This window comes from Epilithonimonas arachidiradicis, from assembly GCF_003610695.1.
In the GTDB taxonomy this organism is placed as follows: Bacteria; Bacteroidota; Bacteroidia; order Flavobacteriales; family Weeksellaceae; genus Epilithonimonas; species Epilithonimonas arachidiradicis.
In genome coordinates, this window is sequence record NZ_RAQH01000004.1 from 284,078 (window position 1) to 296,882 (window position 12,805).

Here is a 12,805-nt window from a genome sequence, read left to right on the forward strand (position 1 = left end):
TAAATCTGCAAAATCAGCGAGAAATATTATATTTTACAATAAAAAAGAGCTATTCAAAAACGAATAGCTCTTTTTTTTATTGATTAATTTTCTGAACAACTTTGTCGGATAATGTTTTCAATTCCATTATTTCATCGATGCTTAGGTTCATTGCTTTTGCCAGTTCAATTGGGATGCAAGTGGCTTTTTCTTTTAGTTTTGTACCTTTTTCTGTTAAATGAATTTTTACAACACGTTCATCTTCCTTGCTGCGTTTCCTTTCCAGATAACCCTTTGATTCCAATCTTTTTAAAAGTGGCGTCAGAGTTCCGTTATCTAATTGTAAAATTTCCCCAACTTGATTCACGGTCAAATCATCTTTTTCCCAAAGCGTCATCATCGTGATGTATTGCGGATAAGTCAACCCAAAATTTTTCAGAATCGGACGGTAACATTGCATTATTTCACGATGTAAAACATAAACGGAAAAGCAAAGTTGTTTGTCTAATTTTAATAAATCTTCCATATTGAGTTTTGATTGATTTCCACAATTCAAAGATAGCAAATTAAGCTTTTCCTAATCGTTGCTCACAGTCAATTTTACTTCGATGTTTCCTCTTGTAGCGTTAGAATAAGGACAGATTTGATGCGCTTTATCGATCAATCCCTGAGCTTGTTCCAAAGAAACACCTGGGATATTAGCGTGCAATTCTGCTTCTAATCCAAATCCGCCGTTCTCGATTTGACCAATTCCAACTTTAGCCGTTACAGTTGTTTCGCCAGTTTCGATTTTACTTTGTTTGATAACCAAATTCAATGCGCTGTCAAAACAAGCCGAATATCCTGCAGCAAAAAGCATTTCTGGATTCGCATAATCATCATTAGCGCCGCCAAGACCTTTTGGCATTCTCACTTCCAAATCCAAAATTCCGTTATCGCTTTTTACGTGTCCGTTTCTTCCTCCTTTGGCTGTAGCGCCAATGCTGTACAATGTTTTCATTTTTTTATGATTTAAATTATTTTTTGATGAGACAAATGTATGGTGTAAAATTATATTGTACACGATATAAATTGAAGTTTTCATCAAAATCGATTATTGATGTAAACTATAAATATTTTTTCTGAATTTAAATTTTAAATAAAATCATAGTAACCATTATCTTTTCCGAGGATTTTTTGATCATTGGTATTCAGCCATCTTTTGAGAACTGTCGCATAAACTTTTCTGAAATCTTCCGTATAAATCAAATCACCGTCTTTAAGATTAGTCAAATCAGGAAGCGGATTCAATAATCCTTTTTTCTTAAGCCCACCGCTGATGAAAAACATTTGATTAGCCGTTCCGTGGTCGGTTCCGTTACTGGCATTTTGTGCCACTCTTCTGCCAAATTCTGAGAAAGTCATTATCATCAAATCATTGAATTTCCCATTCTCCTTCATATCCTTTGTGAAAACTTCAACTGCATCATTAATAGCTTTAAACAGTTGTGCTTGTCTTTGATTCTGATTGGCGTGTGTGTCAAAACTTCCTACAGAAAGATAATAAACCTGAGTGTTGATATCGGATTTGATGAGCGAAGCAATCGTTTTGAAATCTTTTCCTATTTGTGTAGCGGGGTAGATCTTGTCTGTAGGTTTGGCTTTGCTTTCAGAAAAAATATATTCGGAATTGTTGATAGCATTGCCAAGTGTGTTGTAAAGATAAGAAGCTAAATCATGCTCGTGGTCGTGATTGTCTGCATTCAGTTTTTTGTAAAGCATTTCCTGACTGATGTCGAATAATTTTTTTGGATCTTTGAAAGCGATGGCATTTTTCGTTTCGCCTTTCATTGCGAGACTTAACAAATCATCAACTTCTATCGCCTGAGTGGGATTCTGACAATCATGGCAAGCTTCATCCAAATACCGCCCGAGCCAGCCGGAATTTTTGAATTCATTACTTTCACTCGCAGATTGCCAGATATCCATACTTCTGAAATGGGATTTGTTAGGTTCCGGATAACCAACATTATTCATCACCGCCAATTCTCCATTGTCATAAAGTTCTTTGAAGAATTTGAGATTAGGATTGATGCCTGCTTCATCTGTCAACAAAAGCGAATTTTCTTCCTTGATAGAAATCTGATTTCTGGATTGATAATAAATATCATTTTTGACAGGAATAATCGTGTTAAGACCATCATTGCCGCCAGATAATTGCAGAATGATAAGCGTTTTTCCATTCATTGCAATCGCTTCTGGCAGCGTTAAAGCTTTTAGAAAGTTTGGAAAAAGAAAAGAAGCGGCAGCCAGACTGCTAGTTTTCAAGAATGTTTTTCTATTGATAATCATAACTGCTTATTTTAACAAAGTTGATATTCAGGCGTTGACATAATACTAATCATAAGATGCTTCTTACTTTTATCAGAATTGAAATCTGTAATCAATTTTTGAAGGTTTTCGTTAGGTTTTGATAACAGAAGACTGAAAAGGTCTTCATTCAGAATATTACTAATGCCTTCCCAATGGATGGTAATCGTATTTTGTTTTTTGTTGACAACCACTTTTTTCTCATCTTTTCCCATATTGACATCATCATTAGATTTGGGTTCGATGCCCAAAGTTTTGTAACCAGCCATTACCGCAGGGATTCTCATTCTAAGTAATAGAGTAGAGCTGTCTATCCAAAGGGTTCCGCTCGGCCAACCGGCAACATTCGGAGGTTGGAGCAATTCTTGTCCGAGAAGTTTTTCAAAGTTGTAAATCGTATCCCGATTCTGCAAATCCATTGGCATTATTCGTCTGATACCAACAATTAATTCTACCGGTGATTTTATTTTTGCACCGATGTTTTTTTCGGAATAAAACCAATCTGACAGAAAAATTTCGTCCATCAAAGTTGTGATATCATAATTGGATTTGTAAAATTTATCGCTTAAAGATTTTATTATTTTCTCATCAGGATTTTCATTAACCAAGAATTTGTAAATTTTTTCTGTGATGAAATGAGCACATTCTGGTTTTTCGAGAATCATATTAATGATATCAGTTCCGTCAAAGTTTCCGGTTTTTCCGAGAAACACTTTTTCTCCGGAATCATGTTGTTTTTTATTATCCGTGAATTCCCCCAAACCATTATAGCCCCACCCTGTGAAAGCTCTTGCAGATTCTTTAATATCTTTTTCGGTGTAAAGATTTCCTCTTCCAAGCGTGAAAAGTTCCATCAGTTCTCTGGCGAAGTTTTCATTCGGTTTGGCTTTTTTATTTTGTTGATTATTCAGAAAATTAAGCATTGCCGCCGATTTTGAAACTTCAAAAACCAAATCTCGAAAGTTTCCCAATGCATTTTTTCGAAAGATTTCTATAATCTCCTTATTAAATAATGACTGCTGAATTCTTGTTGCAAAATGTCCGTGCCAGAAAAGCGCCATTTTGTCCCGAAGCTGATAAGGCGTGTTGATCATTTGAGAATGCCAGGATTTCCGAATCGAACTGTTATAATTTTTATTGAATTGATTATAAGATTTTCTGTTGACCGCTTTCGACATTTCCTGGTATTGTTCGCGAGTGACAGGCTGCATATCTGTTGACAAAGGCTCGTAATCCGAATTGTTCTTTAGTTCATGATATAATTTCTTTGGACTGAGGTTTTTATATTTCTCAATATCATTATGATGAATTCCAAAACCTGCTCTGGAAACCAAATGTTTATTCTTCTGGAAATTATTCATAAGTAGAAATTATAGTTCTTTGACTAGAATACAGAGGTCAAGTTAAATCAAAAATGATGAAAATGTCAGTTTGTGAATAAATTTTAATATTTAATTATGATTTTAAAGAATTGAAAATTAGATAGTTGTTAGCTTGATTGTTAGAATTGTCAAACAAAAAAAGAGCTTTGGCACGGAATTTACAAGAATGACCTTTGTAAAATTTAAAATTTAAGAATATGAAATCTTTAAAGCAGTTAATATTAGGCGCAGGAATTTTGGCAGGAGGGTTAATGTCTGCACAGAGTTCTGATATGACCAATATGTTAAAGGTCGGTCTTAACACGGGTATATCAACCGGTGGTAATACAGCTGCAAATCTAGGAGTGGATTTATCTTACCAGAATTTAATTACTCCAGGTTTTGGTTTAGGTGTTGCAACAGGTTATAACCATTATTTCGGAAAAAATAAAACAATAAATGGTGTCAATGTCGAAAACAACGACTTTGGAGTGATTCCGGTTGCTGCATTGTTTAGATTCTACCCACAACAGACTGGATTCTATTTTGGAACCGACTTAGGTTATGGCTTCATCGTTGGAGATGATAAAGTAGCAAGTAATGTTGATGTTAACAGACCAGACGGTGGTTTTTATATCAGACCGGAGATTGGCTATCACAATCGTGACTGGAACTTCTTTGTACAGTACAACAAAACATTTACTGGAGACAAAGGACAGATTGCGGACCAAAAATACAATGCCGGTGCAATCGGTGTAGGTTTCGCTTACAACATTCCGTTAGGTAAATAATCAGAATTTTTGGTTTTCTAAGAAAATCTAAAAATATTAATCAAACTATGACACATAATTAACGTCTCCATTAATTTGGAGGCGTTAATTTTTTTTAAAACTTATCATACATCAATTTTTATTTTGAACGATTCTAAGTAGATTTGCATCATTAAAATTATTTAAAACAATGAAAAAGGTATTATTACTAGCTGTATTGGTAAGCGGATTAGCTTTCGGACAAACTAAAAAATTAACAAGCTCAGACGTACACTGGTGGGGTTATAAAATCGCAAAAACGGAAGCATCTTCTCACGATGGGACTGTGAATGTAAAATCTGGAAACCTGGTTCTTAAAAACGGAGCAGTTGTAGGTGGAGATTTCGTATTGGATATGACGTCTATCAACGCAACAGACCTTTCCGGAGAATACCAAGGTAAATTGAACGGTCACTTAAAAAACGGAGATTTCTTCGAGGTTGAAAAATATCCGACTGCCACTTACGTAATCACGTCTGTTAAGAAAAACTCTAATAAAGATTACAATTTTGTAGTAAACGGAAAGTTGACTGTAAAAGGAAAAACAAATCCAGTTTCTTTCCCTGCAAAAATCACTGCTGCAAACGGCGTTGTGACTTTGGAATCTGATAAATTCTCTTTCGACAGACAAAAATTTGACGTAGCTTACAAATCTACAATGCAAGACGTTTTGGTAAAAGACGATGTTGATTTGAAGGTTAAAATCAGCGTAAAATAATTACCACAGTAATACATAAATATCAAGAGCAGAATTTTTTCTGCTCTTTTTGTTTTAAATTTGAATCTCAAAATCCAAACCTCAAATTTTGAAATTATACACCATAAGCGGTCTCGGAGCAGATGAAAAAGTTCTGGAAAAACTGACTTTCAATCCAAATATAGAAGTCGTTCACATTCCTTGGCTCATTCCGGATTTGAATGAGGATTTCCATCATTATGTTGCAAGAATGTCAGAAACCATATATGATTCCGAAGATTTTTATTTGTTGGGATATTCCTTTGGTGGTATTATAGTTCAGGAGATTCATAAATTGAAGCCAGCAAAAAAAGTTGTCATCTTAGGAAGTATCAAATGTGACAAGGAAAAGTCCAAACTCATAAAAGCCGGCGAAAAAATGAATGCTGTAAAATATATCCCGAGACAATTTTTTGGAAGTAGCGGTTCGGTTTTATATATGTTTCTGAAAAAAATATTTGATTCCAAAAACGCCAATCTTTTACAGTACTTCCGTTTCAAAGATCCATATTATCTCAAGTGGTCTATGGACAAAGTGGCGCATTGGAAATTCGATAAAATGCCGGATGTTATTCAGATTCTGGCAGATAAAGACATTGTTTTTCCAGTTAAAAATTCGCAACCTGATTTCGTGATTAAGAATGCCACCCATCTTTTCCCATTAACCAAAGCAAGACAAGTTTCCGAGATTCTAAAGAATATTTTTGTTTAAATTATTTGGGCAGCTTAATCCGTCTTCCGCTCCCAATTTTCACTCCACTTCGTTGCGTAAAAAGGATTTCCGCTCAAGCCGGGCTGCAGACTCAATAAACAATTAAAATTTCTATAAACTTCACGATTTGTCATTCCGTTGGAAATTAATCTGCAAAATTTGCCTAATCTGCGAGAACCTCAAAACCTTATTTGAGTGAAGCGCTTTTGTGAACCCTAAAAATATCTTCAATAATTTCAAAAAACTTTGCACTCTTTGCGTTCAAAAATATCATAAACTAATGCTAACAATATAAAGTTGCGCCGATTTCAAAAATCAATTACATTTACAAACGATAATTTTTTACAATTAATGGAATCTATCAGTGTTTTTGATATTATAAAAATAGGAATCGGACCATCTTCTTCCCACACAATGGGACCGTGGAATGCAGCAAAGATGTTTCTGGATTTGGTCAAACGAAATCATTCTTTACAAGATGTAAAAGAAGTTTTTGTAGAATTCTTTGGCTCGCTGGCAAAAACGGGTGTTGGTCACGGAACTGATATTGCAGGAATGCTTGGCTTAAGCGGAGAAAATTTCCGAACAATCGATACCAATAAGATTGATGAGAAAATTGAAAAAATAAAATCAGAACAAAAAATCCATCTTGGTGGAGAAGTTTGGCTGCCATTTATCTATGGACATCATTTGATTCTTAACAAAGAAAAATCCCTCGATTTCCACCCCAATGGAATGATTTTTAAAATTGTTTTTGAGAACGGTGAAGAGTTTAGTCAGGATTATTATTCAGTTGGAGGTGGATTTGTCGCAACCAAGGAAGATAATTCTATGGAAGACAGATGTGTAAGAACTTTATATCCTTGTCATCACGGTAGTGATATTCTAAAATATTGTGAAAAACTGAATATTGATAAGATCTCCGATTTAGTTTTCCTAAACGAAGAATCTTGGAGAACGCATGAAGAAACGCGTGAAAAAGCCTTAGAAATTTGGGATAATATCAAGGATTGCGTTTATAAAAGCATCAACAAAAAAGGAATTCTTCCAGGCGGTTTGAACGTTACAAGACGTGCTTCCGAAATGAATGAAAAACTACTCGGAACTCAGATTTACAAAAATAAAAATGAGTGGTTCGAAATGGTAAAGAACGAGCAAAAAACGTTCAGTTCGGTTACCAAATGGGTTTCTTGTTTCGCTCTTGCTGTAAACGAGGAAAATGCATCTTTCGGAAGAATTATTACAGCGCCAACCAACGGTGCCAGTGGAGTAATTCCTGCCGTTTTGATGTACGCTCAAACTTTTACAGAGTTCAATTCTGAAGAAGATATTATTAGATTTCTTTTGGTTGCAGGAGAAATTGGAACTTTATTCAAAAAGAATGCAACGATTTCCGCGGCTATGGGCGGTTGTCAGGCAGAAGTTGGTGTTTCGTCAGCAATGGCCGCGGCTGGATTGACCGAGATTTCTGGTGGAACTCCTGGACAGGTTCTGATGGCAGCAGAAATAGCAATGGAACATCATCTTGGACTGACTTGTGATCCGATTGGCGGTTTGGTTCAGATTCCTTGTATTGAACGAAATTCTATGGGCGCAATGAAAGCGATTACTGCAGCATCATTAGCTCTGGACGGTGATCCAACAAAAGCAAAAGTGTCTTTGGATAGTGTCATCAAATCGATGTGGGAAACCGCTTTGGATATGAATTCTAAGTATAAAGAAACTTCCGAAGGTGGCTTAGCCGTAGCCGTGAATGTGGCAGAATGTTAGACAATTTATAGTTTTAAATCTTAAAATTATTTAACTTTCCAATATTAATTTTCCGTAATAAAGAATCGTTAAAAAAGAAGCCTGATTGTTATCAAAAATAAAAATTGTATCTTTGCAGCAAATTAGACGATCTTTAAATGAATTTATTTACGGAATCCAATCTTAGCGCTGAAGTTCTTCAGGCGATTGGCGACCTCGGCTTCGTAGAGCCGACAGAAATCCAAAAACAGACTATTCCTTTTATCTCTACAGATACTCGCGATCTCATCGCACTTGCGGCAACAGGAACAGGCAAAACAGCAGCATTTTCGCTTCCGATTTTGGATATGATAGACGACAATAGTCGTAAAATCCAATTATTGGTGCTTTGCCCGACTCGTGAACTTTGCCTTCAGATTACCAAAGACATCAAAAATTATACAAAATACCTAAAAAACATCAAAACTACAGCAGTTTATGGTGGTAGCAGTATTATGGATCAGATCCGATCTTTGAGAGACAAACCGCAGATTATTGTGGGAACTCCGGGTCGTGTGATCGATATGATTGGCAGAAAAGCTTTAGATTTTTCTGAAGTACAATGGGTTGTTTTGGATGAGGCTGATGAAATGTTATCAATGGGTTTCAAAGATGATTTGGAAACTATTCTTAGCGAAACACCAGAAACCAAGCAGACTTTCTTGTTCTCAGCAACGATGAACAAAGAAGTGGAGCGTATTTCTAAAAACTATTTGACCAATCCACACAGAATTTCTGTTGGATCTATCAATGCGGTTAAGAAAAACATCAAGCACGAATATTATGTAGTTGGCTACAGACAGAAAAAAGAAGCGTTGAAGCGATTGATCGACGCCAATCCGAATCAATATTCAATTATCTTTTGCAGAACCAGAATGGAAACTCAAGAAGTTGCAGACTTCTTGATGCAGAATGGTTATGCGGCTGATGCTCTTCACGGAGATCTTTCGCAAGCACAGAGAGATACGGTGATGAAAAAATTCAGACTGAAAAACATTGATATCCTGGTTGCGACTGATGTTGCGGCGAGAGGGTTAGATGTTGATTCTTTGACGCACGTGGTTCATTTTTCTTTACCAGATGATCCGGAAGTTTTCGTTCACAGAAGTGGTAGAACAGGACGTGCAGGAAAAGACGGGATTTCTATGGCTTTGATTAAACCAGAAGAGTCTAGAAAATTGAAGCAAATCAAATCCGAAACAAAAATCGAGATTGAGGAGAAGAAAATCCCGACTGGAAAAGATATTATCAAAGCTCAGGTTGGTGGTGTTTTCGAAAAATTATTAACGGAGCACGAAGATTTCTTCGAATTTGATGATTCTTTGATTCCGGATCTTTCCAGCTTTACAAAAGAAGAATTGGTTCATCAGTTACTACAATTCCAATTGAAAGATCTTGCGACTTATTATAAGGATAGAAATGACATCCAGCAGCAAGAATTCAATACTAGAGGGGACGACAGAGGTAGCAGAAGAGAGAGAGGAAGAGAGCGTGAGAGAAATGGTGAAAAGAGAGAAAGAAGAGACCGAAACGATAGAAGTGACAGAGGAGGAAAACCAAGAAGAAAGAATGAAGATATGGTAAGATTCTTCTTCAATCTTGGTAAAAGAGACCAGCTGAAAAAAATGGATATGTTGGAGATCATCAATAAAGCGACTTCAAAATCTAAAAAGAGAGCCGACATTGGTGATATCGAAATATTAGACAAGTTCAGTTTCTTCGAAATCGAGAAATCATTCAAGAATGAAGTTTTGGATGGATTAACTAGTATGAAATTTCGGGGAAAAGAAATGCGTGCAGAAGTTGCTAATTAATAGCCAAGCATTCATTTTTAACCTTAAATTAATTTATAAAAACCTGCTAATCAGCAGGTTTTTATGGTTTCTAATCTTAATAATTATTTAACATAAAAATTTTCATCGCCTTTTGTTTTTTATCATATTTGCAGAAATTAACATTAAAAAATGGGAATAGGTAATATTTTCAGAGCATTTCAGCCAAAAGACAAAATCTTTTTTGATTTGTTTCTTCGCGTAGCAGATAACCTGGTAGAGATGTCAAAAACGTTTCACGAAGGTTTATTAGAATTTGATATCAATGATGAAACGCTGTTGAATCAGATGAGTGATTACGAGCACAAATTGGATGATCTTACACACGAGATTTTTGTACAATTGGGAGAAAACTTCATCACACCGTTTGACAGAGAAGATATCAATTATCTGGCTTCTGGTCTGGATGATATCGCAGATTATATTTATGCTTCTGCAAAATATATTTATTTATACAAAAGCCCGGACAACAAGGTTTACTCAGAGTTTTCATTATTGATCCACAAATCTTGTCTTGAGATTAAGAAAGCTTTGGAAAATCTGAAAGATTTCAAAAACCCGGATGAGGTGAGAGAATCTTGTATCAAGATCAATTCGTATGAGAATATTGCGGACGACGTTTTGAGCCAGGCTATCGTAAAATTGTTTGAAACCAATGATGCTATCTTGATCATTAAGCAAAAATCTATCCTGGATTATCTGGAGATCGTTACGGATAAAGCAGAAGATGTTGCCAACACAATGGAAAGCATAGTTATCAAATACGCATAAGCGCGAGACCAAAAAATAAAACGAATGGAATTTCCAATTCTACTAATTATTATTATCGCATTAGCGCTAATATTTGATTTTATCAATGGTTTTCACGATGCGGCCAACTCTATCGCAACCATTGTTTCTACAAAAGTTTTGACGCCTTTTCAGGCAGTTCTTTGGGCAGCACTTTGGAACTTCGCTGCTTTTTTTATCGCCGCTTATGTCGTTGGCGAGTTCAAAATTGGTAATACGATTGCTAAAACTGTCGACGAAAACTTCATCACACTGGAGGTGATTTTCTCAGGATTAGTGGCAGCCATTGCCTGGAATTTATTTACCTGGTGGTTCGGTATCCCGTCATCATCATCACACACATTGATTGGAGGTTTTATTGGGGCTGCATTGATGCATGCTTTGATCACAGATTACCACGTTGTCACGCAGACACATCCGGAATATTCATTTTTTGAGGCCGTAACACAGTCTTTCAAACAGCTGTTCTCACAAAATATTGTTAAGTACAAAGTCGTTATTCCGATTTTCCTTTTCATATTTCTGGCGCCGTTTATCGGGATGTTTGTTTCCATCATCATCACATTAATTATTGTAAACATCTGCAAGAGATCGAATCCGCACAAAGCAGAACGTGCTTTCAAAAAGCTGCAGCTGGTTTCATCAGCGTTATTCAGTCTTGGTCACGGAACCAACGATGCGCAGAAAGTAATGGGAATTATTGGTGCTGCGATGATCTATTTCCACGTTAATATGATCCACGATCCGCAATACCTTAATATTCCGGAAGCAGAAAGATTCGGTTATTTTGCTCAGCATTACCTTTGGGTACCGTTCGTTTCATTCTTAGCAATTGGGCTTGGAACAATGAGTGGCGGTTGGAAAATCATCAAAACAATGGGAACGAGAATCACAAAAGTTACGCCGTTGGAAGGTGTAAGTGCTGAAACAGCCGGAGCTGTGACATTATTTATCACAGACCATCTTGGAATCCCGGTTTCTACGACTCATACCATTACAGGATCAATCATTGGTGTTGGTTTGACAAAAAGGGTATCAGCCGTAAGATGGGGTGTTACCGTCAGCTTACTTTGGGCGTGGGTACTTACCATTCCTATCAGTGCAATCATTGCAGGACTCACTTATCTTTTGGTGATATTGATATAAAATAATTGGGCGTATCCCTTTGCGTTTTGTACGGAAAAGCCTCACAGATTCCAGAATCTGTGAGGCTTTTCCGTACAAAACGCAAGCGGGCCGGTCTACGGCAAGTCGCTTTCCCGGGAAACCTTGCAAGGTTTCCCGGGAAGAGCTCCGACAATTGCCTTCGCCCTTACGCAGTTTCGCCACTTTCAACATTTTTTAAGCAAATAAATCTTCAATAAATAATTTAGATTTAATCCCAGTTTCTTACTGATTCGGTTTTTCGGAACATCGAAAAAATCGTATTTTTGCCCTAAACAAGTTTTTAAATGGAATTTCTAGATCAGTATCAGAAAATTGTAGCGGACGCTATAGAAAAACATTCTTTCACCAACAAGCCGGACGAGCTGTATAGCCCAATGAACTATATCATCTCCCACGGCGGAAAAAGGCTCCGTCCGATTATGGTTCTGATGGCCTGCGACTTGTTTCAAGGTGATCTGGAAAAAGCATTAAAACCATCATTAGCCATCGAGTTTTTTCACAACTTCACATTGATCCACGATGACATTATGGACGAAGCGCCGTTGAGGAGAAACAAACCAACCATTCATACCCTGCACGGTATTAATGTTGGGATTCTTTCCGGTGATGCACTTCTGATCAAGGCTTATCAATTCTTTGAAGATCTGGAGCCGGAGTTATTCAAAAAGTGTATCATAATATTTTCAGAGACGGGCGCTGTTCTTTGCGAAGGTCAGCAGAATGATGTCAACTTCGAAACTCAGAAAAATGTCACTTATGATGACTACATCCATATGATTACCAGCAAAACCGGTGTTCTGAGCGCAGCATCGTTCCAGATTGGCGCTTTGATCGCAGGAGCTTCGGAAGAGGATGCAGAAGCAATGTATAATTTCGGGAAACATATCGGGATTGCATTCCAGATTATGGATGATTACCTGGATGTGTTTGGGAATCAGGAACAATTTGGGAAAAAACATGCTGGTGATATCTACGAAAACAAAAAAACAATTCTTTATCTTTTGGCTCTTGAACACGCTAACGAAGAAGAATTATCTGAACTGAACTATTGGTATTCTAAAAAAACGGATAACGTTGACAAAATCTACAGCGTGGAGAAAATATTCCGCAGAACAAAAGTGGATGATAAAGTGTTGAGGCTCATTCAGAAGCATAACGAGATTGGACAAAGTTACCTTGATAAGATCAATCTTCCTGATGAAAAGAAATTACCATTCAGAGAATTAGCCAATTATCTTTTGAGAAGAGAGAGTTAATTGAAATTGTAAGATCGCAGAATTGTT

12 protein-coding genes are annotated in these 12,805 nt (G+C 36.6%); 8 read left to right on the forward strand and 4 right to left on the reverse strand.

The window, feature by feature from the left end:
- Positions 1 to 76 precede the first annotated feature (76 nt).
- From BXY58_RS09035 to BXY58_RS09050, 4 genes are all read right to left on the reverse strand, one after another.
- Positions 77 to 505 carry a MarR family winged helix-turn-helix transcriptional regulator gene (locus BXY58_RS09035; RefSeq protein ID WP_120213530.1) on the reverse strand — a complete coding sequence of 143 codons (429 nt, stop codon included), beginning with the start codon at positions 503 to 505 and terminating at the stop codon, positions 77 to 79.
- Between the two features lie 51 nt (positions 506 to 556).
- Positions 557 to 979 carry an organic hydroperoxide resistance protein gene (locus tag BXY58_RS09040; RefSeq protein WP_120213531.1) on the reverse strand — a complete coding sequence of 141 codons (423 nt, stop codon included), beginning with the start codon at positions 977 to 979 and terminating at the stop codon, positions 557 to 559.
- 134 nt (positions 980 to 1,113) lie between these two features.
- Positions 1,114 to 2,310, reverse strand: coding sequence for a DUF1501 domain-containing protein (locus tag BXY58_RS09045; RefSeq protein ID WP_120213532.1), 1,197 nt, complete (start codon positions 2,308 to 2,310; stop codon positions 1,114 to 1,116).
- Positions 2,311 to 2,321: 11 nt separating this feature from the next.
- The gene (locus tag BXY58_RS09050) at positions 2,322 to 3,689 is read right to left on the reverse strand and encodes a DUF1800 domain-containing protein (protein WP_120213533.1); all 1,368 of its coding nucleotides are present in this window, start codon (positions 3,687 to 3,689) and stop codon (positions 2,322 to 2,324) included.
- 218 nt (positions 3,690 to 3,907) lie between these two features.
- On the opposite strand from BXY58_RS09050, the gene BXY58_RS09055 reads away from it, so the two are divergent.
- The 8 genes from BXY58_RS09055 to BXY58_RS09090 all read left to right on the forward strand — a co-directional run bounded on the left by BXY58_RS09055 (position 3,908) and on the right by BXY58_RS09090 (position 12,778).
- Positions 3,908 to 4,480, forward strand: a complete 573-nt coding sequence (locus BXY58_RS09055; protein ID WP_120213534.1) for a hypothetical protein — start codon at positions 3,908 to 3,910, stop codon at positions 4,478 to 4,480.
- A 169-nt stretch (positions 4,481 to 4,649) separates the two neighbouring features.
- On the forward strand, positions 4,650 to 5,216 hold the full coding sequence (locus tag BXY58_RS09060) for a YceI family protein (protein WP_120213535.1): 567 nt from the start codon (positions 4,650 to 4,652) through the stop codon (positions 5,214 to 5,216).
- A gap of 88 nt (positions 5,217 to 5,304) precedes the next feature.
- Entirely contained in the window at positions 5,305 to 5,946 is a 642-nt protein-coding gene (locus BXY58_RS09065; protein WP_120213536.1) for an alpha/beta hydrolase, read from the forward strand.
- A 351-nt stretch (positions 5,947 to 6,297) separates the two neighbouring features.
- Entirely contained in the window at positions 6,298 to 7,716 is a 1,419-nt protein-coding gene (locus BXY58_RS09070) for an L-serine ammonia-lyase (protein WP_120213537.1), read from the forward strand.
- A gap of 137 nt (positions 7,717 to 7,853) precedes the next feature.
- Positions 7,854 to 9,548 carry a DEAD/DEAH box helicase gene (locus BXY58_RS09075; protein ID WP_120213538.1) on the forward strand — a complete coding sequence of 565 codons (1,695 nt, stop codon included), beginning with the start codon at positions 7,854 to 7,856 and terminating at the stop codon, positions 9,546 to 9,548.
- Between the two features lie 150 nt (positions 9,549 to 9,698).
- The gene (locus tag BXY58_RS09080; RefSeq protein WP_120213539.1) at positions 9,699 to 10,337 is read left to right on the forward strand and encodes a DUF47 domain-containing protein; all 639 of its coding nucleotides are present in this window, start codon (positions 9,699 to 9,701) and stop codon (positions 10,335 to 10,337) included.
- Positions 10,338 to 10,361: 24 nt separating this feature from the next.
- Positions 10,362 to 11,501 (forward strand): inorganic phosphate transporter, encoded by a 1,140-nt coding sequence (locus BXY58_RS09085; protein ID WP_120213540.1) that lies wholly within the window; start codon positions 10,362 to 10,364, stop codon positions 11,499 to 11,501.
- A 305-nt stretch (positions 11,502 to 11,806) separates the two neighbouring features.
- Positions 11,807 to 12,778, forward strand: coding sequence for a polyprenyl synthetase family protein (locus BXY58_RS09090; protein ID WP_120213541.1), 972 nt, complete (start codon positions 11,807 to 11,809; stop codon positions 12,776 to 12,778).
- The last annotated feature ends 27 nt before the right edge of the window (positions 12,779 to 12,805 follow it).

What these genes read in the sequence shown, in the direction of transcription:
- BXY58_RS09055 (WP_120213534.1), top strand. Translation starts at nt 3,908, where the DNA reads ATGAAATCTTTAAAGCAGTTAATATTAGGCGCAGGAATTTTGGCAGGA.
- BXY58_RS09070 (WP_120213537.1), top strand. Translation starts at nt 6,298, where the DNA reads ATGGAATCTATCAGTGTTTTTGATATTATAAAAATAGGAATCGGACCA.
- BXY58_RS09040 (WP_120213531.1), bottom strand. Translation starts at nt 979, where the DNA reads ATGAAAACATTGTACAGCATTGGCGCTACAGCCAAAGGAGGAAGAAAC.
- BXY58_RS09050 (WP_120213533.1), bottom strand. Translation starts at nt 3,689, where the DNA reads ATGAATAATTTCCAGAAGAATAAACATTTGGTTTCCAGAGCAGGTTTT.
- BXY58_RS09035 (WP_120213530.1), bottom strand. Translation starts at nt 505, where the DNA reads ATGGAAGATTTATTAAAATTAGACAAACAACTTTGCTTTTCCGTTTAT.
- BXY58_RS09080 (WP_120213539.1), top strand. Translation starts at nt 9,699, where the DNA reads ATGGGAATAGGTAATATTTTCAGAGCATTTCAGCCAAAAGACAAAATC.
- BXY58_RS09075 (WP_120213538.1), top strand. Translation starts at nt 7,854, where the DNA reads ATGAATTTATTTACGGAATCCAATCTTAGCGCTGAAGTTCTTCAGGCG.
- BXY58_RS09060 (WP_120213535.1), top strand. Translation starts at nt 4,650, where the DNA reads ATGAAAAAGGTATTATTACTAGCTGTATTGGTAAGCGGATTAGCTTTC.
- BXY58_RS09085 (WP_120213540.1), top strand. Translation starts at nt 10,362, where the DNA reads ATGGAATTTCCAATTCTACTAATTATTATTATCGCATTAGCGCTAATA.
- BXY58_RS09090 (WP_120213541.1), top strand. Translation starts at nt 11,807, where the DNA reads ATGGAATTTCTAGATCAGTATCAGAAAATTGTAGCGGACGCTATAGAA.
- BXY58_RS09045 (WP_120213532.1), bottom strand. Translation starts at nt 2,310, where the DNA reads ATGATTATCAATAGAAAAACATTCTTGAAAACTAGCAGTCTGGCTGCC.